The organism is Mycolicibacterium celeriflavum (assembly GCF_010731795.1).
In the GTDB taxonomy this organism is placed as follows: Bacteria; Actinomycetota; Actinomycetes; order Mycobacteriales; family Mycobacteriaceae; genus Mycobacterium; species Mycobacterium celeriflavum.
Map to the genome: position 1 here is coordinate 2,838,954 of NZ_AP022591.1, position 23,037 is coordinate 2,861,990.

Annotated in this window: 26 protein-coding genes and 1 riboswitch; of the genes, 20 read left to right on the forward strand and 6 right to left on the reverse strand. The window is 66.9% G+C overall.

Annotation, left to right across the window (positions count from 1 at the left end; genetic code table 11):
• The first annotated feature begins 9 nt into the window (after positions 1-9).
• The 8 genes from G6N18_RS13885 to G6N18_RS13920 all read left to right on the forward strand — a co-directional run bounded on the left by G6N18_RS13885 (position 10) and on the right by G6N18_RS13920 (position 8,471).
• Positions 10-1,296 carry an ArsB/NhaD family transporter gene (locus tag G6N18_RS13885; RefSeq protein ID WP_067220545.1) on the forward strand — a complete coding sequence of 429 codons (1,287 nt, stop codon included), beginning with the start codon at positions 10-12 and terminating at the stop codon, positions 1,294-1,296.
• Positions 1,297-1,444: 148 nt separating this feature from the next.
• A complete protein-coding gene (locus tag G6N18_RS13890; RefSeq protein WP_083003579.1) occupies positions 1,445-4,330 on the forward strand; it encodes a Na+/H+ antiporter subunit A in 2,886 nt (961 codons plus the stop codon).
• On the forward strand, positions 4,327-4,797 hold the full coding sequence (locus G6N18_RS13895; RefSeq protein WP_083003345.1) for a Na(+)/H(+) antiporter subunit C: 471 nt from the start codon (positions 4,327-4,329) through the stop codon (positions 4,795-4,797). Before G6N18_RS13890 ends, G6N18_RS13895 begins: the two co-directional genes overlap by 4 nt.
• Positions 4,798-4,810: 13 nt before the next feature.
• The gene (locus tag G6N18_RS13900) at positions 4,811-6,406 is read left to right on the forward strand and encodes a Na+/H+ antiporter subunit D (protein WP_083003348.1); all 1,596 of its coding nucleotides are present in this window, start codon (positions 4,811-4,813) and stop codon (positions 6,404-6,406) included.
• A complete protein-coding gene (locus tag G6N18_RS13905; RefSeq protein ID WP_067220554.1) occupies positions 6,403-6,936 on the forward strand; it encodes a Na+/H+ antiporter subunit E in 534 nt (177 codons plus the stop codon). The genes G6N18_RS13900 and G6N18_RS13905 overlap by 4 nt, the downstream gene beginning before the upstream one ends.
• On the forward strand, positions 6,933-7,220 hold the full coding sequence (locus tag G6N18_RS13910; RefSeq protein WP_067220558.1) for a monovalent cation/H+ antiporter complex subunit F: 288 nt from the start codon (positions 6,933-6,935) through the stop codon (positions 7,218-7,220). Before G6N18_RS13905 ends, G6N18_RS13910 begins: the two co-directional genes overlap by 4 nt.
• A complete protein-coding gene (gene mnhG, locus G6N18_RS13915) occupies positions 7,217-7,579 on the forward strand; it encodes a monovalent cation/H(+) antiporter subunit G (protein WP_059164850.1) in 363 nt (120 codons plus the stop codon). Before G6N18_RS13910 ends, mnhG begins: the two co-directional genes overlap by 4 nt.
• On the forward strand, positions 7,566-8,471 hold the full coding sequence (locus G6N18_RS13920; protein WP_083003351.1) for an SAM-dependent methyltransferase: 906 nt from the start codon (positions 7,566-7,568) through the stop codon (positions 8,469-8,471). Before mnhG ends, G6N18_RS13920 begins: the two co-directional genes overlap by 14 nt.
• A 12-nt stretch (positions 8,472-8,483) precedes the next feature.
• Here G6N18_RS13920 and G6N18_RS13925 read toward each other — a convergent pair whose 3' ends face one another.
• The 5 genes from G6N18_RS13925 to G6N18_RS13945 are packed head-to-tail and all read right to left on the reverse strand — an operon-like array spanning position 8,484 to position 11,769.
• Entirely contained in the window at positions 8,484-9,125 is a 642-nt protein-coding gene (locus G6N18_RS13925; RefSeq protein ID WP_109749487.1) for an LON peptidase substrate-binding domain-containing protein, read from the reverse strand.
• A gap of 1 nt (position 9,126) precedes the next feature.
• A complete protein-coding gene (locus G6N18_RS13930; RefSeq protein WP_067220866.1) occupies positions 9,127-10,257 on the reverse strand; it encodes a glutamate--cysteine ligase in 1,131 nt (376 codons plus the stop codon).
• Positions 10,238-10,951, reverse strand: coding sequence for a superoxide dismutase[Cu-Zn] (gene sodC, locus G6N18_RS13935; RefSeq protein ID WP_083003358.1), 714 nt, complete (start codon positions 10,949-10,951; stop codon positions 10,238-10,240). Before sodC ends, G6N18_RS13930 begins: the two co-directional genes overlap by 20 nt.
• A gap of 10 nt (positions 10,952-10,961) precedes the next feature.
• Entirely contained in the window at positions 10,962-11,420 is a 459-nt protein-coding gene (locus G6N18_RS13940; protein ID WP_109749488.1) for a LytR C-terminal domain-containing protein, read from the reverse strand.
• 40 nt (positions 11,421-11,460) lie between these two features.
• Positions 11,461-11,769 (reverse strand): nucleoid-associated protein NapA, encoded by a 309-nt coding sequence (locus tag G6N18_RS13945; protein ID WP_067220869.1) that lies wholly within the window; start codon positions 11,767-11,769, stop codon positions 11,461-11,463.
• A 123-nt stretch (positions 11,770-11,892) separates the two neighbouring features.
• Between G6N18_RS13945 and G6N18_RS13950 the strand changes: the two genes are divergently transcribed.
• The 10 genes from G6N18_RS13950 (at position 11,893) to G6N18_RS13995 (ending at position 21,143) form a co-directional block, all read left to right on the forward strand.
• Positions 11,893-12,486 (forward strand): peptide deformylase, encoded by a 594-nt coding sequence (locus tag G6N18_RS13950; protein WP_083003361.1) that lies wholly within the window; start codon positions 11,893-11,895, stop codon positions 12,484-12,486.
• Complete coding sequence (locus tag G6N18_RS13955; protein WP_083003363.1) at positions 12,486-13,376, forward strand: N-acetylglutamate synthase, CG3035 family; 891 nt, start codon at positions 12,486-12,488, stop codon at positions 13,374-13,376. Before G6N18_RS13950 ends, G6N18_RS13955 begins: the two co-directional genes overlap by 1 nt.
• A gap of 3 nt (positions 13,377-13,379) precedes the next feature.
• The gene (locus tag G6N18_RS13960) at positions 13,380-14,207 is read left to right on the forward strand and encodes an exodeoxyribonuclease III (RefSeq protein WP_083003366.1); all 828 of its coding nucleotides are present in this window, start codon (positions 13,380-13,382) and stop codon (positions 14,205-14,207) included.
• A gap of 522 nt (positions 14,208-14,729) precedes the next feature.
• Entirely contained in the window at positions 14,730-15,053 is a 324-nt protein-coding gene (locus G6N18_RS13965) for a hypothetical protein (protein WP_133052467.1), read from the forward strand.
• Positions 15,054-15,339: 286 nt separating this feature from the next.
• A riboswitch (TPP riboswitch) is annotated at positions 15,340-15,449 on the forward strand.
• Positions 15,442-17,076: a phosphomethylpyrimidine synthase ThiC gene (gene thiC / locus G6N18_RS13970; RefSeq protein ID WP_083003369.1), complete on the forward strand. Its 1,635-nt coding sequence runs from the start codon at positions 15,442-15,444 to the stop codon at positions 17,074-17,076. (Overlaps the previous riboswitch by 8 nt.)
• Positions 17,073-17,909 carry a bifunctional hydroxymethylpyrimidine kinase/phosphomethylpyrimidine kinase gene (thiD, locus tag G6N18_RS13975; RefSeq protein WP_083003373.1) on the forward strand — a complete coding sequence of 279 codons (837 nt, stop codon included), beginning with the start codon at positions 17,073-17,075 and terminating at the stop codon, positions 17,907-17,909. The genes thiC and thiD overlap by 4 nt, the downstream gene beginning before the upstream one ends.
• Complete coding sequence (locus G6N18_RS13980; RefSeq protein ID WP_083003376.1) at positions 17,906-18,523, forward strand: alpha/beta hydrolase family protein; 618 nt, start codon at positions 17,906-17,908, stop codon at positions 18,521-18,523. The genes thiD and G6N18_RS13980 overlap by 4 nt, the downstream gene beginning before the upstream one ends.
• On the forward strand, positions 18,520-19,281 hold the full coding sequence (locus G6N18_RS13985; protein WP_083003379.1) for a DUF4190 domain-containing protein: 762 nt from the start codon (positions 18,520-18,522) through the stop codon (positions 19,279-19,281). Before G6N18_RS13980 ends, G6N18_RS13985 begins: the two co-directional genes overlap by 4 nt.
• A 74-nt stretch (positions 19,282-19,355) precedes the next feature.
• The gene (locus tag G6N18_RS13990; protein ID WP_083003383.1) at positions 19,356-20,843 is read left to right on the forward strand and encodes a flavin-containing monooxygenase; all 1,488 of its coding nucleotides are present in this window, start codon (positions 19,356-19,358) and stop codon (positions 20,841-20,843) included.
• Between the two features lie 78 nt (positions 20,844-20,921).
• A complete protein-coding gene (locus G6N18_RS13995) occupies positions 20,922-21,143 on the forward strand; it encodes a DoxX-related protein (protein ID WP_083003386.1) in 222 nt (73 codons plus the stop codon).
• Here the strand turns inward: G6N18_RS13995 and G6N18_RS14000 are convergent.
• Positions 21,110-22,351: a TetR/AcrR family transcriptional regulator gene (locus G6N18_RS14000; RefSeq protein WP_083003390.1), complete on the reverse strand. Its 1,242-nt coding sequence runs from the start codon at positions 22,349-22,351 to the stop codon at positions 21,110-21,112. The two genes, G6N18_RS13995 and G6N18_RS14000, sit on opposite strands and share 34 nt — an antisense overlap.
• A gap of 103 nt (positions 22,352-22,454) precedes the next feature.
• Here G6N18_RS14000 and G6N18_RS14005 point away from each other — a divergent pair, with 103 nt between their 5' ends.
• A complete protein-coding gene (locus tag G6N18_RS14005; RefSeq protein ID WP_083003395.1) occupies positions 22,455-22,679 on the forward strand; it encodes a hypothetical protein in 225 nt (74 codons plus the stop codon).
• A 13-nt stretch (positions 22,680-22,692) separates the two neighbouring features.
• Positions 22,693-23,034: a hypothetical protein gene (locus tag G6N18_RS14010; RefSeq protein ID WP_083003398.1), complete on the forward strand. Its 342-nt coding sequence runs from the start codon at positions 22,693-22,695 to the stop codon at positions 23,032-23,034.
• Positions 23,035-23,037 lie beyond the last annotated feature (3 nt).

Sequence of the window (23,037 nt, forward strand, 5' to 3'; positions counted from 1 at the left end):
ACCGGTTCCGTGCTGGCTCCGCTTCTGGCGCTGGCGATTTTCGTTGTCGCCTTTTGGTTTCTGGCGACCGAGCGCGCTAACAAGGTCACGACGGTTCTGGTCGCCGCGGGGCTGATGACGCTCCTGGGTCTGGCCCCCGGCGAGAAGGTGTTCTACTCCGAGCACGAGGGCATCGACTGGAACGTCATCTTTCTGCTGCTCGGCATGATGGTGATCGTCGGGGTCGTCAAACAGACCGGTGTCTTCGACTTCCTCGCGATCTGGGCCGCAAAACGCGCCAAAGGCAGGCCTTTTCGGCTCATGGCCATGCTGATGATGATCACCGCGGTGGCCTCCCCGGTGCTGGACAACGTCACGATCATCATGCTCGTCGCGCCGGTGACGCTGGTCATCTGCGACCGGCTGGAAATCGCGGCCCAGCCGTTCCTCATCGCGGAGGTACTCGCATCCAACATCGGGGGTGCGGCCACCCTCATCGGTGATCCACCCAACATCATCATCGGCAGCCGCGCCGGCCTGACCTTCAACGACTTCCTGGTCAACATGGCGCCCGTGGTGGTGGTGATCTTCGCGTTGTTCGTGGTGTTCACCAAGTGGCTGTTCCGACATGACCTGCGCGCCAACGAGATGCGCGTCGACAAGGTGATGGTGCTGCAGGAGCGGCGCGCGATCAGGGACACCCGCCTGCTGGTGCGGTCCATGGCCGTGCTCGCGCTGGTAATCGTCGGGTTCGGCCTTCACTCGGTGCTGCACGTCGCGCCGTCGATCGTCGCGCTTCTCGGTGCGGGCACGATGCTGCTGGTCACCAACGTCGACGTCGCCGAGGTCCTCCCCGAGGTGGAGTGGCCGACGCTGGTGTTCTTCATGGGTCTCTTCGTCATGGTCGCCGGCCTGGTGCACACCGGGGTGATCGGCTGGCTCGGCGATGCGGCGGTCAACCTCTTCGGCGACAACTTCTTCATGGCGGCGACGGGACTGCTGTTCGGGTCCGCGGTGCTCGGCGCGTTCATCGACAACATTCCCTATACGGCGACGATGGCCCCCGTGGTCGAGGACATGGCGGCCCAGGCTCCCGACGCGGAGACCGGCCGGGCGCTGTGGTGGGCGTTCGCGCTGGGCGCCTGCTTCTCCGGCAACGGCACCGCGATCGCTGCGAGCGCGAACGTGGTCGCGATCGGCATCGCCCAGCGCGCGGGTCACCGCATCAGCTTCTGGCGCTTCACCCGCTACGGGATCGTCGTGACGCTGCTCAGCACTTTGCTGGCGTGGGTCTACGTCTGGCTGCGCTACTTCTGATGAATCTGGCGCCCACGACGCCGGGAGGTACCGCCGATCGGCCCACGTAGAATGTCCATCAACCGAAAGCCATTACTCGGCTGACACCCCGACCATCAGTTCTCCGGTTGGCGGCCGCGTGCCGTCCAGCCCAACCGATCGGAGTGCCCTGCTCGCCGTTCTGCTCGCCCACGCGGTCGCCACCGCGCTGGCGCCGCTGCTTGTCCACAGGTGGGGGCGGACGGCGTTCTATCCGCTGGCGCTGGTGCCGCTCGTCTCGCTGGTCTGGGTGGCGCTGAACTGGCCGGCGGCCGGTCGGTCGAAGACCGTCGACCTGCCATGGGTGCCCGAGCTGTCGATGAACATCACGCTGCGGTTCGACGCGCTCGCGGCGATCATGAGCGTGCTGGTGCTCGGCATCGGTGCGCTGGTGCTCTTCTACTGCGCCGACTACTTCCAGCACCATGACGGCCGCCTCGAGAACCGGTTGCCCAGCTTCGCCGCCGAACTGGTCGCCTTCTCCGGCGCGATGTTCGGCCTGGTGATCAGCGACAACATGCTGATGCTGTACGTGTTCTGGGAGATCACGACGGTGCTGTCGTTCCTGCTGGTCGGCCATTACGCCGAGCGCGTCACCAGCAGGCGGGCGGCGACCCAGGCGCTGCTCGTAACGACGTTCGGCGGGCTGGCGATGCTGGTCGGCATCATCGTGCTCGGCAACATCGCGGGCACCTACCTGCTGTCGGAACTGCTCGCCTCGCCGCCGACGGGAGCGGCGGTGTCGGTCGCCGTGGTGCTCATCCTCGTCGGTGCGTTGTCGAAGTCGGCGATCGTGCCGCTGCACTTCTGGCTGCCGGGCGCGATGGCCGCCCCCACGCCGGTCAGCGCTTATCTGCACGCGGCGGCCATGGTCAAGGCCGGCGTCTACCTCGTCGCGCGAATGACGCCCGGGTTCGCCGACGTGGCGCCGTGGCGGCCGATGGTCGTCTCGCTGGGCCTGCTGACCATGCTCTTGGCGGGTTGGCGCGCGGTCCGCGAATACGACCTGAAGCTGATCCTGGCGTTCGGCACGGTCAGCCAGTTGGGGCTGATCACCGTGATGGTCGGCACGGGCGGCAGCGACATGATGCTCGGCGGGCTGGCCATGCTGGTTGCGCACGCCATGTTCAAGGCGGCGCTGTTCATGGTCGTCGGCGTCATCGACCACGCCACCGGCACGCGGGACATCCGCAGGCTGGCCTGGCTCGGCGACCGGGCGCGCCCGCTGCTGATCATCGCGATCGGCGCGACCGCGAGCATGGCCGCGCTGCCGCCGTTCTTCGGTTTCGTCGCCAAGGAGGCCGACTTCGAGACCGTGCTCTACAGCCCGTATCTCGGTAGCGCTTCGCCTTTCGTGCTGGCCGGCATCGTGCTCGGCTCGGTGTTCACCACCATCTACAGCCTGCGCTTCTTGTTCGGTGCGTTCGGCCGCAAAGGACAGCGGCAGCCGAGCAGGCGCGTCACCGAGATGCACCGCCCGAAGACCGCGTTCATGATCGCGCCGGGCATCCTTTCGGCGGCGGGACTGGCTTTCGGGGTCTGGCCCCTCGGGATCGGCGACGTTCTGGAGGGCTACACCGACACCGTGCCCGGCGGCGAGGACTACCACCTCGCACTGTGGCACGGGGTGAACCTGCCGCTGCTGTTGTCGGTGCTCGTGGTCGCCACCGGCGTCGCCGCCTTCGTCGGCCGCGAGCGGTTGCGCAAACTCCGCACCGTGCGCGAACCGCTGGGCAACGCCGACCACATCTACGACGGCGTGGTGCGCAAGCTGGACCTGTGGTCGGTGGAACTCACCGCGGTCACCCAGCGCGGTTCGATCCCCGCCACGCAGACGGCGATCCTGTCGACGCTCGTGCTGGTGCCGACGATCGTGCTGGCGTTCGGCGCCCGTGACCGCCCGAACTTCGCGCTGTGGGGTTCGCCGCTGCAGGTGGTGATCGGCCTCATCATCCTGGCCGCCGCGCTGGGTGCGCTGGTGATGCGCAACCGGTTGGCCGCGGTGCTGCTGGTCGGCGTGACCGGCTACGGCTGCGGGGCGATCTTCGCCGTGCACGGCGCACCCGACCTGGCCCTGACGCAGTTTCTGGTCGAGACGCTGACGCTCGTGGTGTTCGTGCTGGTGCTGCGGACGTTGCCCGCCGAGGCCGACCGCGTCCACATCAAACGGAATCGCTGGCCGCGGGCCGCGCTGGCGCTCGCGGTCGGTGCGACCGTGACGACGCTGACCGTGTACGCGATGGCCGCGCGCACCGGCGTCCCGATCGCCTCGCTGATCCCCGATGCGGCGTACTACCGCGGCCACGGCGCCAACGCCGTCAACGTGCTGCTGGTCGACATCCGCGCCTGGGACACCATGGGCGAGATCATGGTGCTCCTGGTCGCTGCGACCGGCGTCGCGTCAATGGTGTTCCGGCACAGGCGGTTCGGGACACCACCCCGGGTGGCCGACGCGGGACAGCCCGACATCGGACGGCTGCCTGCGATCCTGAACACCAGCCCGGCAGCCGGGGAGATCACCTGGCTGCGGGGCAGCGAACTGCGCGACCCACGGCACCGGTCGCTGATCCTGGAGGTCGCCACCCGGCTCGTCTTCCCGCTGATCATGGTGTTGTCGGCGTACTTCTTCTTCGCCGGGCACAACACCCCCGGCGGCGGCTTCGCCGGCGGGTTGACCGCGGGCCTGGCGCTGGTGCTGCGTTATCTGGCGGGCGGGCGTTACGAACTCGGCGAGACGCTGCCGTTGGATGCGGGCAAGATCCTCGGCGCGGGATTGTGCCTGTCGGCGGGCACCGCGTTCGCCTCACTGCTGGTGGGGGCGCCCGCGTTGTCGTCGGCGCTGATCGAGGTCGAGGTACCGGTGCTCGGCACCGTCAAGTTCGTCACCGCGTTGTTCTTCGACCTCGGGGTGTACCTGATCGTCGTGGGCCTGGTGCTCGACGTGTTGCGTAGCCTCGGCGCCCGGATCGACGTGGAGTTGGGCCAGGGACACAAGACGGCGGTGCCGGCCCGATGACCACCTCGTTCGTGCCACTCGTCCTGCTCGGCGGGCTCACCAGCGCCGGTGTCTACCTGCTGCTCGAGCGCAATCTGACCCGAATGTTGTTGGGGCTGCTGCTGATCGGCAATGCGATCAACCTGTTGATCCTGATAGTCGGCGGTCCATCCGGTAATCCACCGGTGCGGGGCCGCACCAGTGAGGGCCACACCACCACCGCAGATCCGTTGGCGCAGGCGATGATCCTGACGGCCATCGTAATCACGATGGGCATCGCGGCGTTCGTGCTGGCGATGGCGTACCGCACCTACAGGTTGACCACCGAGGAGGAAGTGGGCGACGACCCCGAGGATGCCAAGGTCTCCGAGCTGGCCGCGCTGGACACCGCGGCGGTCGAAGAGGACCGCCCGCGCCCCGACCGTCGGCGCGACACCGATGCGCCCGACGAGTTGGACGCGCTGCCCGGATACGAGGGCTCGAAATGAGGGGCGGGCGCGCATGACGTTGGCGGGTACCTTGACACCGCTGCCGGTGCTGATCCCGACGCTGGGCGCGGCGGCCACGCTGATCGCCGGTCGCCGGCCCCGCCTGCAGCGACTCGTCACGCTCGTCGCACTGTCGGTCGTCGTCGCGGTGTGCGGCGCGCTGCTCTATCTCGCCGACAGGGACGGCACACTCGTGCTCTACGTCGGAGGCTGGGGGCAGTCGGTGCCCGGGATGGGCCCGCTGGGCATCACCCTGGTGGTGGACCGCCTGTCGGCGCTGATGCTCGTGGTGTCGTCGATCGTGTTGCTGGCCGTGGTGTTCTACGCGATCGGCCAGGGCATCCGCGACGGCGACGAACGCCAGCCCGTGTCGATCTTCATGCCGACCTATCTGGTGCTGTCGGCCGGCGTCTGCATGGCGTTCCTGGCCGGCGACCTGTTCAACCTCTTCGTCGGGTTCGAGGTGCTACTGGCGGCGAGCTTCGTGCTGCTGACCATCGGTGCGAGCAAAGACCGTGTCCGCGCGGGCATCTCGTACGTGATGGTGTCGATGGTCTCGTCGCTGGTATTCCTCTTCGGGATCGCTCTCGTCTACGCGGCCACCGGGACGCTGAACTTGGCGGAGCTCGCGGTGCGCCTCGACGACGTGCCGGCCGGAACCCGCTCGGCGATGTTCGCCGTGCTACTGGTGGCCTTCGGCATCAAGGCCGCCGTGTTTCCGCTGTCGGCGTGGCTGCCCGACTCGTACCCCACGGCGCCCGCACCGGTGACCGCGGTGTTCGCCGGGCTGCTCACCAAAGTCGGTGTGTACGCGATCATCCGGGCACACTCGCTGCTGTTTCCCAGCGGCGGCCTCGACCCGGTGCTGCTCGTCGCGGCCCTGTTGACCATGCTGGTCGGCATCCTCGGCGCGATCGCGCAGAGCGACATCAAGCGACTTCTGTCGTTCACGCTGGTGAGCCACATCGGCTACATGGTGTTCGGTATCGCGCTGTCCAACCAGCTCGGCATGTCGGGTGCCATCTACTATGTGGCGCACCACATTCTGGTGCAGACGACGCTGTTCCTCGTAGTCGGGCTGATCGAACGCCAGGCCGGCGCGTCGACGATGGACCGCCTCGGCGGCTTGGCGGCCGCCAGCCCGCTGCTGGCGTTCGTGTTCGTCGTGCCCGCGCTCAATCTCGGTGGTATACCACCGTTCTCCGGTTTCATCGGCAAGGTCGCGCTGCTGGAGGCGGGCGCGCAGGACGGCTCGGTGCTGGCCTGGGCGCTGGTGGGCGGCGGCGTGGTGACCAGCCTGCTGACGCTGTATGTGGTGGCCCGGGTGTGGACCAAGGCGTTCTGGCGGTCCCGCGAGGACGCGCCCGAAGGCCATTTATCCGCGGCGTCACCCTCGGCGTTGCTCGACGAACCCGGGGACATCAAGTTCGTCGACCGCGACAACGTCGGTCGCATGCCGGCCGGGATGGTCGCGCCCACGGGCGCGCTGATCGCCGTCGGGTTGGCGCTGACCGTGCTCGCCGGGCCCATCTTCGGCTACAGCGAGCGGGCCGCCGGCGAGGTATTGGACCGTGGCCAGTACATCACCGCCGTGGTGGGTACGCGATGAGAAGTATCGCGTTGCGCCTCTGGGTCATCTGCTGGCTGGTGCTCGTCTGGGTGCTGTTGTGGGGCAACCTCTCTGCGGCCAATCTGCTGTCGGGCCTGGCTGTCGCGTTGCTGATCACGGTGCTGCTGCCGCTGCCCGCCGTGCCCGTCGAAGGCAAAGTGCACCTGCTGTCGCTGATTCGGCTTCTGCTCACGGTTGCCTACCGGTTGGTGCTGTCCTCCGTGCAGGTCGCGCTGCTCGCGGTGAAGCCCCGTCCGCCGTTGTCGGCCGTGCTGCGCGCCCAACTTTCGGTGAAATCGGATCTGGTGCTGGCCCTGGCGGTCAACATCTTCAACTTGATTCCCGGCTCGATCGTGCTCGAGATCGACCAGACTCGACGGCTGCTCTACATGCACGTCATCGACGTCGGCTCGGACCGTGCGTTGAGCGCGTTCTACCACCAGGTGGCCGTGGTGGAGCGGCTGCTGGTCGCGACATTCGAACGTCAGGAAGACTGGCGGCCCGCGGCTGCCGAGGAGGACGACGCATGAACACCGTCTGGGTCATCGCCGCCGTGATGATCACCGCCGCCGCGGCGATCACGATGTTCCGCCTTCTGGCCGGCCCGAGCACCCTGGATCGTCTGGTGGCGGTCGACACCCTCATCGCGGTGGCGATGTGCGGGATCGGCATCTGGGCGGCGTACAGCCTGGACAGCACTGTGACGTACGGCTTGACCGCGTTGGCGTTGATCAGCTTTGTCGGCACGGTGAGCGTCGCGCGCTTCCGCGTACCCGACGTCGACACCCCACGGACCGCCCGGAGGCGGCGATGAACGTCCTCGACATCGTCACGAGCGTGCTTGTGTTGGGCGGCTCGACGTTGGCGCTGACCGCGGCGATCGGCGTGGTTCGCTTCCCCGACACGTTGACCCGGATGCATGCGGCCTCCAAACCGCAGGTGCTCGGCCTCCTGCTGGTGCTCGCCGGCGCCGCGATCCGATTGCGCGGCCAGGCCGACGTCGGCATGCTCGTGCTGACCGGGCTGTTCACGGTGATCACCGCGCCGGTGGTGGCGAACCGGGTTGGTCAGCTCGCGTACCGGGAACAGAACGTCCGAGACGATCTGTTGACCACGGACGAGATCGATGAGTTCGCCGATCACACGGAAAGCGGTGGCAATGGCCAGGACTGAGAAAGACAGCTGGGACATCACCGAGAGTGTCGGCGCGACGGCACTGGGGGTGGCGTGGTCCCGCGCGCTCGAGCAGGACAGCGATTGCCCGCTGTTCACCGACCCCTACGCGAAGATGTTCGTCGACGCTGCGGTGGAGCGAGGTTGGCAACTCCCGCCGAAATACATGGTCGAGCGGATCAAGGCCATCGGCGGTTATGCGGCGTCCCGCACCAAGTGGTTCGACGAGTTCTTCGTCGCCGCGGGCGCCAACGGCATCGATCAGGCGGTGATCCTCGCCGCCGGTCTCGACGCGAGGGCCTGGCGGCTGCCGTGGATCGACGACACCGTGGTCTACGAGATCGACCAGCCGATGGTGTTGGCGTTCAAGGCCGAGACGCTGAACAAGCACGAGGCGACACCCGCCACCAGGTACGCCCCCGTGCCGATCGACCTTCGCGACGATTGGCCTCGAGCGTTGCGCGACGCGGGGTTTGACGCCAGCGAGCCGACCGCCTGGGCTGCCGAAGGGCTGCTGCCATACCTACCTGCCAGCGGCCAGGATCTGCTGTTCGAACGCATCCACGAACTCAGTGCGCTCGGCAGCCGGATCGGCGTCGAGTCGTTCGGCGCGGGCTTCTTCGACCCGGAGTATCTCGCGAGTCGACGCGAGAAGCTGCAGCAGTACCGGCAGGAGGCCGGCGAAGAGGACGCCGAGAACGTGTTCGACGTCGAGGATCTGTGGTTCAACGAAGAGCGCACCGAGGTGACCGACTGGCTGGCCGACCACGGTTGGGAAGTGACCGCGATAGCTGCCGCGGACCTGATGGACCGCTACGGCCGGTGCGCGGCCGGCGAGGCCGACGATGCCACGCCCCGAACGATTTTCGTCGAGGGCCACAAGACGCGCTGACCGGCCGAGGGCCTACTCGCCCGACGAGAGCTGAAACTCGACCATCGCGGTGACGGTCTCCACGGCATCGCTGAGCGCCGCCAGCCGCTCGGCAGCCGTCGGCGCCGCCAGCACGGCGTAGCGGTCGGCCTGACCCATCGGGAGCCGGGACGCCAACGCGTACAACCATTTACCGGCGTCGTCGGAGGCGTCGGCTCCCCTAACGATGTCGCGGGCGTCGACCTCGGGGGCGCCGCGAGCGGCGGCGATCCGTTCGAACAGTGCGACGATGCGGTCCTCGACGTCCCGGATCGCATCCACCTCGACGGCGTCGCCCGGCGCGTCCGGCCACGGTTCGACCGCGGCGCGCGGGTACGGATCGTCGGGCTGCCACTCGATTACCCGGAGGCGTTCGCCCATCATGCATTTCAGCCGGTATCGGCCATCGCCGAAGTCTGCGACCTCCGTGATGTGCGCGAGTGCACCAACGTCGCTGCGGGTGTCCCCGCCGCCGACCTCCCGACCCGCGGCAATCAGGACCACGCCGAACGCCGGGTCCGCATCGGCCAGACAGTCCGAAACCAGCGCACTGTACCGGGGTTCGAAGATGCGCAGCGGAAGTTCCTCGCCGGGCAGCATGGCCACCTGCAGTGGGAACATCGGGATCGCCGCCACGTCAGATCTCCAATTCGGCGACCAGCGCATCCACCACCGCACGCAGGTCACCGTCGTGCTCCTCGGCGACGCGGCGTTGCCGTTGATACGACGCGCCCGAGGTGTAGATGTCGGCGACGCGCCTCAGCTCGTCGGCGCAGTGCAGTGAGGCGGCCACCGGTTCGAGGCGGTTCAGCAACTCGTCGAGGTCCTCGGTCACCAACCGCTCGTTGCTGTCCGCGTCCTGGATGATGATCGCGTCGAGCCCGTAGCGTGCGGCGCGCCACTTGTTTTCCTGCACATGCCACGGCGGCATGGTCGGCAGCGACTCACCCGCATCCAGACGCCTGTCGAGGTCGACGACCAGACAATGCGTCAACGCCACCAGCGCACTGAGTTCGGCCAGGTTCGAAACACCGTCGAAGACCCGCACCTCCACCGTACCTATGTGCGGTGAAGGCCTGATGTCCCAACGGATTTCGTTCATGTGGTCGATGATGCCGGTCTTCTTCTGGTCGTAGACGAAGCGTTCCCACTCCGCCCAGGTCTGGAAGTGGAACGGCAACCCGGCCGTCGGCAACTGCTGGAACATCATCGCCCGGTTGGAGGCGTAACCGGTGTCCTCCCCGTCCCAGAACGGTGACGACGCCGACAACGCCAGCAGGTGCGGGTAGTGGTTGAGCAGTGAGGTGTTGATCGCCATCACCTTGTGCGCCGACCGAACCCCCACGTGCACATGCACACCCCAGATCAGCATCTGTCGGCCCCACCACTGGGTGCGCTTGATCAGTTCGGCGTAGCGGGGGGCGTCGGTGAGGCTGCCCGGCGACCATTTCGCGAACGGATGCGTGCCCGCGCAGAACAGATCCATGCCGCGGTTGCGAACGATCTGGCGGGCGGTCCCCAGCGTCGAGCGCAGGTCATCCATCGCCTCGGGCACCGAATCGCAGATCCCCGTGACGAACTCGACCGTGTTACGCAGCAGTTCCTTGTGCACGCGCGGATTGCCGCCGAGTTCTTCGATGACCGCGGCCGCCCCGTTGCTCAGGTCACGCGTCGTGGCGTCGACGAGAGCGAACTCCCACTCCACCCCGACGGTCGGCCGAGGCGAGCCCGCGAAGTCGATGCGGCTGTTAGCCGGTACCGATAACACCGCATGCCACCCGCGCGCCGGCGTCACCGGTCGCCAGAGTGGCCGCGTCCGGTGGCGGGTCACCGTTGACCTGCTGGTAGCGCTCCGGCGGGATGTTGGCGAAATTGTCCGCCTTCTCGTGGATGATGATCGCCGTTCCCGCGCCCGCGGTGAGTTCCTCGGCGGTGAACGCGTCGGTCGTCGTCACCAACTTCGCCGAACCGTCCTCGCGGACCTGCAGTGACGACAGGTCGCCACTGGCCGGATGACCGCTGTGGCCGGGGACCTGGAAGTGCCCGCCCGCGGAGTTGAAGTTCCCGGGTGCGCCGCCGGTCGGTGGGACCGAGTTGGCCTCGCACTTGCCGACCTGATGGATGTGCATGCCGTGGAAACCGGGGGTGAGCTCACCGGGTGTCGTTGTCTCCACGGTGACCGTGGCATAGCCGCCGCTGAACTCGATGTCGGCCTTGGCGACTGGGGTGCCGTCAGCCAGTTTCAGTTGCGCCGTGAGCTTCTCGCCGCCGGGCTGAGCTTCGCCCTGGCCTGCGCCGTGACCGCCACTGCCCTCCCCCGGCGCGGCCGAGGGCGCTGGAGAACCGGTCCACACGGACGGTGTCGTGCCGGGCGCGCTGCTGGGTTCTTCGGGCGCCGCGCAGGCGCCCAACGCGAGAGCGGGAACGGAGAACAAGGCAGCGGCTGCGACGGTCTTGAACATGCGCAAGAGCCTAACCGGTGACCGCCACGACGACTCCCGGCGGTTGCTCGGCGAGCCCGGGCACGCGCGGTTCGACGGGCGCCTCGAGCAGTCGGCCCACCTCTTCGGCGGCCTCGCGTTCGCCGGGGGCGTCACTGAAGTACACCGTGGTGGCGGTCACCTCCGGCAGTTCGAGGTTGCCGGTTTCGGTGACGTTCCAGCCGGCCTCCCGCAGCCGGTTGGCCGCGTCCTCGGCGGCGCCCTGCACCGTCGAGATGTTGAAGACGCGGACTTCGGCCTTTTCCGGGGTCGCCGGTGTGCTCGTCGGCGTGCTGGTCGTCGTCGCGGTGGCCAGCGGGGCCTGGGCGTCGTCGTCGTCGCTGTCGGAACCCATCGCCTGGAACGCCACCAACAGGAACACCACGCCGAGGAAGAGCAGCACCATCACCATGGCGCGCAGTGGTAACCCGGACGAGTCTCGCTGGTTCATTGCGCCCACCTTATCGAGCGGGCCACCCGGCCCGGGAAACTCAGGTGACGTCGAAGCCGAGACGGCGCGCCGCCCGGGCCTTCTGCCGGCTGGCCCGCAGCCGCCGCAACCGTTTGACCAGCATCGGGTCCGCCGCCAGCGCCTCGGGCCGGTCAACCAACGCGTTCAGCACCTGGTAGTAGCGGGTGGCCGACATGGAGAACAGTTCCCTGATGGCGTCTTCCTTGGAGCCGGCGTACTTCCACCACTGCCGTTCGAACGCGAGAATGTCGTGCTCGCGCCGGGTCAGCCCGTCGGAGAGATCGGAGTTGTCCCCGGATTGCTCAGTCCGCGCGATCGCGCCGTCCATCTGGCTCTTGGACCCTTCCGACAACTTGAATGACATCGCTGTGGTTCGGCGCTCATTCAACCACGGGTTTGGTTGATGAGCCGTCCGACATGCCCGCGAGTCGGCTCATTAAGCTTTCCGAGCATGGCAGTCGTTCCGATCCGCATCGTAGGAGATCCGGTCCTGCACACCGCTACCGAGCCGGTGCCGGTCGGGGACGACGGTTCGCTGCCGGCCGATCTCGCGGACTTGATCGCCGACCTCTACGACACGATGGACGCCGCGAACGGTGTCGGTCTGGCCGCGAACCAGATCGGGGTCGCCAAGCGGGTGTTCGTCTACGACTGCGCGGAGGTGCGAGGGCGCATCACCCGTCGCCGCGGAGTGGTCGTCAACCCGGTGTTGGAAACCTCCGAGGTGCCGGAGACCATGCCCGATCCGGAGGACGACGACGAGGGTTGCCTTTCGGTGCCGGGCGAGTCGTTTCCGACGGGGCGAGCCACCTGGGCGAGGGTGACGGGCCTGGACGCCGACGGCACCCCGATCACCATCGAGGGGACCGACCTGTTCGCCCGGATGCTGCAGCACGAGACCGGCCACCTCGACGGCTTTTTGTATCTGGACCGGTTGGTCGGCAGGCACGCGCGAAGCGCCAAACGGGTGTTGAAGTCGCACGGCTGGGGGGTGCCGGGCTTGTCGTGGATGCCCGGCAAGGATCCGGATCCGTTCGGGCACTGATGCAGTTACCTCCGGCCGGAGTCCGGGTGATGATCCGCTACCGGCTGCCTGCCGGTTCGGAACCGCCGCTCAACGACGTGGTCGGACACCTGGTGGAAACCGGTCCGAAGCTGCGGGTGCGCACCAAGCACGGCGACACCGTGGAGGTCGACACCGACGATGTCGTCGTCATCAAGGAACTGCCGCCGGCGACGGTGCGCACCGCCGACATCCGTAATCTCGAACACGCCGCGGCGCTGGCATGGCCCGGGATCGAACGACGATGGGTGAACGGGTGGCTCCTGCGTGCCGCCGGCGGCCACACTCATCGCGCCAATTCCGCTGCGCCACTGGGGTTCGAAGCGGACGCTTCGGCGCTGCCCGAAATCGTCGACTGGTACGACGAACGCGGGCTGACGCCGTGGCTGTCGGTTCCGGACCGGCTGTACCGGCTCGCCGATGGCCCGCCGCATCTGGAGACCGTCGTCATGGCTTGCGAACTCGGTGTCGAAAGAGCCTCTCCGCCAGTGCCTTTGAGTGCCGCCCCCGACGACGAGTGGCTTAGACTGTATTCACGCGACGTGCCGGTCGACGTGTTGACCGCCGTCGTGGACGGCGAGGTCACCTTCGCGACGATCCCCGGTGCGGCCGTCGGGCGGGCCGCGGTGACGACGGCACCCGACGGTCGGCGCTGGGTGGGATTGTCGGCGGTACGGGTGGCCGAGAAAGCGCGCGGACAGGGCCTGGCGCGGCAACTGTGCTCGGCGCTGCTGGGCTGGGGCGCGGAGCATGGCGCGGCCCGCGGCTACGTGCAGGTGCTGGCCGACAACGCGGTGGCCATTCGACTCTATGAGTCGATCGGGTTCGCGGTGCAGCACCGAAGCCGCTATATCGACGCTCGTAGCCTGTAGGCCATGCGGATCGCCACCTGGAATGTCAACTCGATCCGGGCCCGGGTCGAGAGGGTCACCGACTGGCTCGAGCGGGCCGACGTCGACGTGCTCGCGATGCAGGAGACCAAGTGCAGCGACGAGCAGTTCCCGACGATGCCGTTTCTCGCCGCCGGCTATGAGGTGACGCACTGCGGCTTCAACCAGTGGAACGGGGTGGCGATCGCGTCGCGGGTGGGAATCGACGACGTGCAGGTCGGTTTCGACGGGCAACCGACCTGGAGCGACAAACCCGAGGTGGAGGCGGCGGCCGAAGCTCGAGCGCTCGGCGCCACGTGCAACGGCGTGCGGGTGTGGAGTCTGTATGTGCCCAACGGCCGGTTCATCGGCTCACCGCACTACTTATACAAGTTGCAATGGCTTGCAGCACTGCGGGATACGGGGCACAAGTGGTTGTCCGACGATCCGGGCGCACAGATTGCGCTCGTCGGGGACTGGAACATCGCACCGACCGACGAGGACGTGTGGAGCGTCGAGTTCTACCGGGGGAGCACCCATGTCACCGAACCGGAACGCCAGGCGTTCGATGCGGTGGTCGAAGCCGGGTTCACCGATGTGGTGCGACCGTTCGCGCCCGGCCCGGCGGTCTACACGTATTGGGACTACACCCAGTTGCGGTTCCCGAAGAACCGCGGGATGCGCATCGACTTCGTCCTCGGCTCGCCGGCGCTCGCGAAACGCGTCGCACACGCCGAGATCGTCCGGGACGAACGCAAGAGCGGAAAGGATCGCATCGGAGCGCCTAGTGATCACGCCCCGGTGCTGGTGGAACTCGAGAGTCTGCGTTGCTAACTAGCGGGGCATTCCGGCCGACCGAAGTCGCATGGCAGACCGGGGCCTTGGGGTCGCCGAGCGCGTTCTTCTGCACCGACTAAATGCCCTTCTCAAAGGAACCATTGTCTGCCGCCTAGGACCGCAATTAATTGTTCCGCTCAACTTACTCTGATGTGATATTCGCATTTGAGCTCAGTTTTCTGTTCGTAGCGATGATTCTTGCCACGATCAGATAGTTGCATCCGCAACCGCAGCCCCTGCCCTCTTGCCTAATACGTTTTGCTGCGCCGCTAGGGCTCCTAAACTTCGCTAGGACATGAGTTTGCTGTGGATTGGCTGTGAGCTTCTTGTCGATAGCCGAGAAGAAGGAGGAACACCATATGAAGTAGAGGCAGGCTCAGCTCGACGCATCGCAGGAAATGGCTAACCTCAATCGCACTGGCCAGAATGAACCCGCAGGAGTAGCCGATACGGCTTCACCGGCGTCGAGCACTGGGAGGTGCGCCGTGTCCGAATAGGACCATCTGACAGGAAAACAAGATGAAGATTCTCATCGCAATCGCAGTGGCCAGTGCTGCCGCTATCGCGCTGGCCCCCAATGCCAGCGCCGCTACTCCCCCGGTCGCAGAGGGCATGCACAAACTCTGTGTGGCTTCCGGTGAGTGTCTGACCGAGCAGGTCTCCTACAACTGCGGGCCGGACTGCTTTTCCATGGATGACATCGCTGATCCGAAGAGTGGCACTCACTACCGCTTCGACCCGGCTACCAGCCAATGGCGAGCGCCCAGCAACGGGAATTGGACGCCAGACGGCGTCACCTTCCATACCCCTAGCGGGACGACGGCGACCCTTTCGCCACTCTGACCAACCCGACAGAACAGAATCGGTCGCGAGGATAGCGGTCCCGGCACAGGCGGTGCGCTGTACCCTCGGCTGAGGTCAACCGCTGCCGAGAACACCACCGGGTAAAGACGTTCCTGAGCCGAAACCGGAGAGCCGCCGCCCGATTGGGAACCGCCACCATCATCCCCCGGTCCCGACGAACCACCGTCTGACCTCACTGGCTCGGGCAGCGGTCACCTCGCCGCGGCGTCGTACAGCAATTCGCGTTCCATCTCCCCCAGTCGTCCCGGCTGCGCTAACGTGGCTGGCGTCCACACACGGGAGCGCACACCAGTGCGCTGAGAGGACGGGTGGGCCCGTCGACCGTACGAACCTGACCGGGTAATGCCGGCGTAGGGAGATGATCGAAATGACTGATGTTGTCGTGAATCCGTCCGTGACCACCGGCCCCATCGAGGGCAGCACCAAGATCTACCGGGACCTCGACGGTGTGCCCGGCGCGAAGGTGCCGTTCCGCCGGGTGAACCTGTCCAACGGCGAGCACCTCGACCTGTACGACACCTCCGGCCCGTATACCGACCCGGCGGCGAACCTCGATCTGCACGCGGGTCTACCGCCGAGGCCCGGCGTGACGCGCGACCGCGGCACCCAACTGCAGCGGGCCCGCGCCGGCGAGATCACCGCCGAGATGTCCTTCATCGCCGAACGCGAGGGCGTGTCCGCCGAGTTGGTCCGTGATGAGGTGGCTCGCGGCCGTGCGGTGATCCCAGCCAATCACCACCATCCCGAGAGCGAGCCGATGATCATCGGCAAGGCCTTCGCGGTGAAAGTCAATGCCAACATCGGCAATTCGGCGGTCACCAGTTCGATCGCCGAAGAGGTCGACAAGATGGTGTGGGCGACCCGGTGGGGTGCCGACACGATCATGGACCTGTCCACCGGCCGTGACATCCACACCACCCGCGAGTGGATCCTGCGCAACTCCCCCGTGCCGGTCGGCACCGTGCCGATCTACCAGGCGCTGGAGAAGGTCAACGGCGACCCCGCGGAGTTGACGTGGGAACTGTACCGCGACACCGTGATCGAGCAGTGCGAACAGGGTGTCGACTACATGACCGTGCACGCCGGTGTGCTGCTGCGCTATGTGCCGCTGACGGCCAAGCGCGTCACCGGCATCGTCAGTCGCGGCGGTTCCATCATGGCCGCCTGGTGCCTGGCGCATCATCGGGAATCGTTCCTCTACACCCATTTCGACGAGCTGTGCGAGATCCTGCAGCGCTACGACGTGACATTCTCGCTCGGCGACGGCCTGCGGCCGGGCTCGATCGCCGACGCCAACGACGCCGCCCAGTTCGCCGAGCTGCGCACGCTCGGCGAACTCACCAAGATCTCGAAATCGCATGGCGTGCAGGTGATGATCGAGGGGCCGGGTCATGTGCCGATGCACAAGATCGTCGAGAACGTGCGGCTCGAAGAGGAGTTGTGCGACGAGGCGCCGTTCTACACGCTGGGGCCGCTGGCCACCGACATCGCCCCCGCCTACGACCACATCACCAGCGCCATCGGCGCGGCGATCATCGCCCAGGCGGGCACCGCGATGCTGTGTTACGTCACGCCCAAGGAACACCTCGGCCTGCCCGACCGCAAGGACGTCAAGGACGGGGTGATCGCCTACAAGATCGCCGCACACGCCGCCGATCTCGCCAAAGCCCACCCACACGCTCAGGAACGCGACGACGCCCTGTCCCGCGCACGCTTCGAGTTCCGGTGGAACGACCAGTTCGCATTGTCACTGGATCCCGACACCGCACGCGCGTTCCACGACGAGACGCTGCCCGCCGCGCCGGCGAAGACCGCGCACTTCTGCTCGATGTGCGGGCCGAAGTTCTGCTCCATGCGGATCACGCAGGACGTCCGCGACTACGCCGCCAAGCACGGACTCGAGACCGAAGAAGACATCGAGGCTGCGCTTTCGGCGGGCATGGCCGAGAAGTCACGCGAGTTCGCCGAACACGGCAACCGCGTGTACCTCCCGCTGGCATGACTTACCTGCCGTTGCCCGAACCGGGCACCACGCCGGTGCGGGTGATGACGATCGCCGGATCGGATTCGGGCGGCGGTGCGGGCATCCAGGCCGACATGCGCACGTTTGCGCTCCTGGGCGTGCACAGTCTCGTCGCGGTCACCGCGGTGACGGTGCAGAACTCGATGGGTGTCAAGGGTTTCCACGAGATCCCACTCGACGTCATCGCCGGTCAGATCGAGGCGGTGGCGACCGACATCGGTGTGCAAGCCGCTAAGACGGGGATGCTGGCATCGTCGGACATCATCGACACCGTCGCCGAGGTGTGGCGCCGGCAAGGCCTCGCGGGCACGGTGCCGCTGGTGGTGGACCCGGTGTGCGCCTCGATGCACGGCGATCCGCTGTTGCACCCCAGTGCCCTGGATTCTCTGCGGACACAACTGTTTCCGCTCGCAACGCTGGTCACCCCGAACCTCGACGAGGTGCGCCTGCTGGTCGGGATCGATGTCGTCGACGACGCCACGCAGCGGGAGGCGGCCCGCGCACTGCACGCGCTGGGACCGCAGTGGGCGCTGGTCAAGGGCGGGCACCTGCGCACGTCGGCGCAGAGTTCGGACCTGCTGTTCGACGGCGCCGAGTTCCACGAGTTCGACGCCACGCGCATCGATACCGGACACGACCACGGTGCCGGGGACACGTTGGCCGCCGCCGTCACCTGTGCACTGGCACACGGATATCGGATGCCCGACGCCGTGGCGTTCGGCAAGCGCTGGGTCACCGAATGTCTGCGCGCCGCTTACCCGTTGGGCCAGGGCCACGGCCCGGTGTCGGCACTTTTCAGGCTGACCGGGTGAACCTCGAGCAGATCGCGGGCATCGCGCACGCGCCCGATGGCGACCCCGCGGGCGTCGTCGTCCTCACCCACGGCGCGGGCGGCAGCCGAGAAGCGCCGCTGCTCAAGAAGATCTGCGATGAGTGGGCCGCCCGAGGTTGGCTGGCGGTGCGATACAACCTGCCGTACCGGCGGCGCCGCCCGAAGGGGCCGCCGTCCGGATCCGCCAAGGCCGACCAGGCCGGGGTGGTCGAGGCCATCGGTGTCGCTCGCGAACTCGCCGACGGTCCGGTCATCGCCGGTGGGCACTCGTACGGCGGCAGGATGACGTCGATGGTGATCGCCGAAGGGCTGGCCGACATCGACGTGCTGACGCTGTTCTCCTACCCGCTGCATCCGCCCGGCAAGCCGGAACGTGCCCGGACCGAACACCTCCCGCGCATCGCGACACCGACGGTGTTCACCCACGGCACCGCAGACCCGTTCGGTTCGATCGACGAATTGCGGCCGGCCGCCGCGTTGATCGGCGCGCGCACCGAGGTCGTCGAGATCACCGGCGCCCGGCACGACCTGGGCTCCAAGGCGCTCGATGTGCCCACGCTCGCGGTCGACGCCGCGATACGGTTGCTCGGATGACCACGCCCCCGGGCCCGCCCCCGCCGTACGGACCGCCGTACGGACCGCCGTACGGCGAGCAGCCCAACCCGTACCCGCCGCCCGGGTCCCCGTACCCGCCGCCCGGCTCCCCGTACCCGCCGCCTTACCCACCGCCTTACCCACCACCGCCTCCGCCGCCGTATGCGGACCAGGCGCCCGGCTACTACCCGCCGCCCCAGCAGCGGCCGACGAACTGGTGGGCCATCGTCGCGCTGGTCTTCGGTCTGCTCGGCGGCGTGGTGATCAGCGTCGTCTGCGGCATCGTGGGCCTGAAGAAGGCCAAGGAGGGCCAGGGCGGCCGAGGATTGGCGATCGCGGGCCTGGTGCTGTCGGCGCTGTGGGTGGTGGTGATCGTCGCCGGCCTGCTGTTCTACTTCCTGATCAGCAAGGGCACCGTCACCGCGACCGAAGTCAGGGAGGGCGACTGCCTCGCCGACATCCCCGGCGACACCCGGGTGCGCACCGTGCAGACCGTCGCGTGTGACGAAACCCACGCCGGTGAGGTGTTTGCGGTACTGCAGATGCCCGACGGCGATTTTCCCGGTCAAGCGGCGATCGACGCCTACGCCGAAAAATGCGCCCCGGAACTGGCGGCCTACTCGCCCGCAGTGATGACAGACGACTCGGTCCAGCTGTATGTGCTCTACCCCACAGAGGAGACGTGGGCGGAGGGCGACCGCGCCGTCACCTGCGTTGCGACGCTCGATCCGCCGCGGTCGGGGTCCATCAAGGGCTGACGGCGCAACATCAAGAGCGGACCCGCCCAGCGCCGGTACGGGCGCTATCCAGTACCTGAGGTACCGTTTTCGGCATGATTCCGGAACGGTTCGACGCGGTCATCGTGGGCGCTGGATTCGGTGGAATCGGCGCGGCCATCCAGCTCAAGCGGATGGGTTACGAGAACTTCGTCATCCTGGACCGCGAGGACGACCTGGGCGGCACCTGGCACGTCAACCGCTACCCCGGCCTCGCCGTCGACGTGCCGACGACCACCTACTCCTACTTCTTCGAGCCCAACCCGAACTGGTCGCGGCTGTACTCCACGGGCGCCGAGATCAAGCAGTACGCCGACGACGTCGCCGACAAATACGACGTGCGCCGCCACATCCGGTTCAACACCACCGTCGAGGGCGCCCGCTGGGACGAGGAGGCCAACGTGTGGCGGGTCGGGTTGGCCGGCGGTGACACGCTGACGACGCGGTACCTCATCACGGCCACCGGGTTCCTGTCGCAGCCACACACGCCGGACATCCCGGGCATCACGAGCTTCGCAGGCAAGATCATCCACACCACGGACTGGGACGACAGCCACAAGCTCCACGGCCGCCGCGTGGCGATCATCGGCACCGGCGCGACCGCGGTGCAGCTGATCCCCGAACTGGCCAAGAAGGCGGCCGACCTGACCGTCTACCAACGGACACCGATCTGGGTGGTGCCCAAGGTCGACTTCCGGTTCTCCAACCACGTCAAGCGGTTGTTCGCCCGGGTCCCGCTGGCGCAGAGGGCAATCCGAGCCGTGACCGACGCGGTGTATGAGTTCTGCATCTACGTCGTGCTGCACCACCGCCAGCTGCTGTTCCGGCGGCTCATGGTCGCGGCGGCCGACCTCGCGAAGACGCACCGATTCTTCTCGGTCCGCGATCCCGAGCTGCGCAAGCAGCTCACTCCGGACTACGACTTCGGCTGCAAGCGGCCGACGTTCTCCAATGACTACTACCGGGTCTTCACCAAACCGCATGTGCACCTGCAGAGTTCGGGGATCGAGCGGATCGAGACCGACGGCATCGTCGCCAACGACGGCACCAAGACCGCGATCGACACGCTGGTGCTGGCCACCGGCTTCGATCTGTGGGAGGCGAACTTCCCGGCCATCGAGATCACCGGACGAGAGGGACGCAACCTCGGAAAGTGGTGGCGCGAGACCCGTTTCCAGGCCTACCAGGGCGTCACAATGCCCTACTTCCCGAACTATCTGAGCCTGGCCAGCCCGTACGCGTTCCTCGGGTTGAACTTCTTCAACACGATGGAATACCAGATGCGCCACATGGATCGGCTGTTCGGCGAGGTGAAGCGCCGGGGCGCGACGACATTCGAGGTCACCGAGGAAGCCCACACCCGCGACTTGACCCGAATGACAGAACTGGTCGGCGACTCGACGTTGACGGTCGGCTCCTGCGCGACATCGCGGTCCTACTACTTCGATCCGAGTGGTGAACCCTCGCTGCTGCGACCATTGTCCACCCGCAAAGCCATCAAGGAAGCATCGCAGTTCCCATTGAGCGACTATCGAATTGCGTAATCAGAGAGGAAGACCAGCTGTGTCACTTCAGGAGTCGGGCAGCGGTTTTCACGCGCGGCCACATTGGCGGGTCTAGGCATGGCGGGCGTGGGTCTTGCGCACTTCGCCAGGTCCGAGCTGTTCGAGTCGGTGACCGTACAGGCGTTCCCCCGCAACACCCGCGAGTACATCTACCTCAACGGCGCCATCGAGACCGCGCTCGGACTCGGGTTGGCCGCCCGCAAAACCCGCAAGCTGGCGCTCGTCGGTACTGTCGGCTACCTGGCCTACTTGGCGGGCAACGTGGCGCGTAACCGGTAGCGGCCCACCAGCGTCACATCCAGCAGCCGCTGCAGAACGTCCCGGTTCTGCGGTGTGTTCGCGTATCGCATCAACCGGCCCATGTCGATCACCAAAGACATAGCCGCGTGCACGGCGAACCTGGCCTGACCCGGCGTCCACTCGGGCCGTACGGCAACCACCAACTCCATCCACGATTCGACGGTGGAGCGCTGCATGTTGCGCAGGATCTTCTGGTCCGTCGGCGACATGTTGAGCCGCTCGGTGTAGTAGACGTAATCGAGTTCCGGCTGCGCGAAGGACCTCGCCACGTAGGCGTCGATGACCGCGCTCAGCGCGTCCTCGGGGTCCGCGATGGAACCGGTGATGGCCGTCAGTTCCTCCGAGAGCCGGTCGGCCGCGCGCCGGAACGCCGCGGCCAGGATGTCGCTCTTGCCCGCGAAGTACCGGTAGATGCCCGAAGCGGGCATGCCGACCGCGGCGGCGATGTCCTCCATGCTGGTGTCGCGGTACCCCTTGATGTTGAACAGCCGCATCGACTCGTTGAGCAGCGCTTCGTATTTCGACGGCTCGGTGCCCGCCGGGGACGGCGCGGACGGCTGCTCGGTGACGGCGTCGATGTCGGGCAGTTCCATCGCGGTGACCGCTTCCGCGAGATCGGCCAACAGGGCCCGCACCTGGATGGCGGGCAGCTTCGCCCGATGGTCGACGATGCTGCCGATGACCGACAACACGGCGATGGACAGCGTCCAACGTTGCCGTGACGTCAACTCCGGCCGCATGACACCCAGCGGGCGTTGGATGCGGTAGTGGACGGTGCGCATCTGCGCGATGAGCGACGCTTGATCGTCGCCCCGCAGATAACGGCCCTCCCAGCGGTAGAGGCCACCCGATTCCCGGTTCGCCATCGCGGTGTCGGTGAGCGCAGCGACCAGTCGGCGCAACTGCAGTTGCGGATCGTCGGCCGCAGACTCGTCGGCGAAGGCCGTGGCGTCCACCAGCTGCTGTCCCAGGCTCAGCACGGCGTCGCGGAACAGGTCGTACTTGCTCGCGTAGTGCCGGTACAGTGCGGCCGCCGAGATCCCGACCCGGGATGCGATGGATTCCATGCTCACGCCGTAGAAGCCCAGCGTGCTGAACGCCTCGGCGGATGCCCGGGCGATTTGGGCCTTGCGGTCCTTCGGCCGGCGCCGGACCGCGTCACCGCTCGCCGGCCGAGTGCGCGACATGGCAAACACGATAACGGACCATGCGCCTACATATCGGCCCACTTCGGTTGCCAATAATGACCGAACTTGCCCGATCAACCAGAATGGCCATTAACATAAGAGCGTGTTCGGGGCGCTGAGGAAGTTTCTGGGCTTTCAGGTCACCATCGGCGAGCTGATCACGGTCGCGCTGATCATCGGCACGCCGTATCTGCTCGTCGGCGTTTTCTGGTCGACCATGCACACCGAACATCTGCGGCAGATGGCGGGTGCCGACCCGGTCGTCTCGTATCTCGGGTCGATCGTATCCTGGCCGGTGCTGCTGTTCGCGGACGTCTGTATGACATGAACGGGGGAACACGTTGACTGCGCGCCATCATCGTCTCGCCTACACCGGCATCGTCGCCGCCGTCGTGTTGATCATCGGCTTGCTGGCGATGAACTTCCCGGTGTTCATCGACAGCTACGACCAGTACGGCTGGCAGATCAAGTGCGGAACGGGTTACGTCAGCAATCTCACTCAGGCGGCCGCGACCGTCGGTGAGGACAACTACGTCGAGCAGTGCAAGGACGCGCTGCTCGCCCGCCGGATGTGGACGATTTCCATGGTGGTGCTCGCCGGCGCGGTGCTGCTCACGACGCTGGTAGCAGCCGCGACGACCTCGGCGCGCGAGTCGTTGCAGCCGCACCACAACAACGCCTGAACT

Coding starts and splice junctions, on each gene's coding strand:
- G6N18_RS13895 (WP_083003345.1), top strand. CDS start 4,327: ATGACCACCTCGTTCGTGCCACTCGTCCTGCTCGGCGGGCTCACCAGC.
- G6N18_RS13900 (WP_083003348.1), top strand. CDS start 4,811: ATGACGTTGGCGGGTACCTTGACACCGCTGCCGGTGCTGATCCCGACG.
- G6N18_RS13905 (WP_067220554.1), top strand. CDS start 6,403: ATGAGAAGTATCGCGTTGCGCCTCTGGGTCATCTGCTGGCTGGTGCTC.
- G6N18_RS13910 (WP_067220558.1), top strand. CDS start 6,933: ATGAACACCGTCTGGGTCATCGCCGCCGTGATGATCACCGCCGCCGCG.
- mnhG (WP_059164850.1), top strand. CDS start 7,217: ATGAACGTCCTCGACATCGTCACGAGCGTGCTTGTGTTGGGCGGCTCG.
- G6N18_RS13920 (WP_083003351.1), top strand. CDS start 7,566: ATGGCCAGGACTGAGAAAGACAGCTGGGACATCACCGAGAGTGTCGGC.
- sodC (WP_083003358.1), bottom strand. CDS start 10,951: ATGTTCAAGACCGTCGCAGCCGCTGCCTTGTTCTCCGTTCCCGCTCTC.
- G6N18_RS13940 (WP_109749488.1), bottom strand. CDS start 11,420: ATGAACCAGCGAGACTCGTCCGGGTTACCACTGCGCGCCATGGTGATG.
- G6N18_RS13945 (WP_067220869.1), bottom strand. CDS start 11,769: ATGGACGGCGCGATCGCGCGGACTGAGCAATCCGGGGACAACTCCGAT.
- G6N18_RS13950 (WP_083003361.1), top strand. CDS start 11,893: ATGGCAGTCGTTCCGATCCGCATCGTAGGAGATCCGGTCCTGCACACC.
- G6N18_RS13955 (WP_083003363.1), top strand. CDS start 12,486: ATGCAGTTACCTCCGGCCGGAGTCCGGGTGATGATCCGCTACCGGCTG.
- G6N18_RS13960 (WP_083003366.1), top strand. CDS start 13,380: ATGCGGATCGCCACCTGGAATGTCAACTCGATCCGGGCCCGGGTCGAG.
- G6N18_RS13965 (WP_133052467.1), top strand. CDS start 14,730: ATGAAGATTCTCATCGCAATCGCAGTGGCCAGTGCTGCCGCTATCGCG.
- thiC (WP_083003369.1), top strand. CDS start 15,442: ATGACTGATGTTGTCGTGAATCCGTCCGTGACCACCGGCCCCATCGAG.
- thiD (WP_083003373.1), top strand. CDS start 17,073: ATGACTTACCTGCCGTTGCCCGAACCGGGCACCACGCCGGTGCGGGTG.
- G6N18_RS13985 (WP_083003379.1), top strand. CDS start 18,520: ATGACCACGCCCCCGGGCCCGCCCCCGCCGTACGGACCGCCGTACGGA.
- G6N18_RS13990 (WP_083003383.1), top strand. CDS start 19,356: ATGATTCCGGAACGGTTCGACGCGGTCATCGTGGGCGCTGGATTCGGT.
- G6N18_RS13995 (WP_083003386.1), top strand. CDS start 20,922: ATGGCGGGCGTGGGTCTTGCGCACTTCGCCAGGTCCGAGCTGTTCGAG.
- G6N18_RS14000 (WP_083003390.1), bottom strand. CDS start 22,351: ATGTCGCGCACTCGGCCGGCGAGCGGTGACGCGGTCCGGCGCCGGCCG.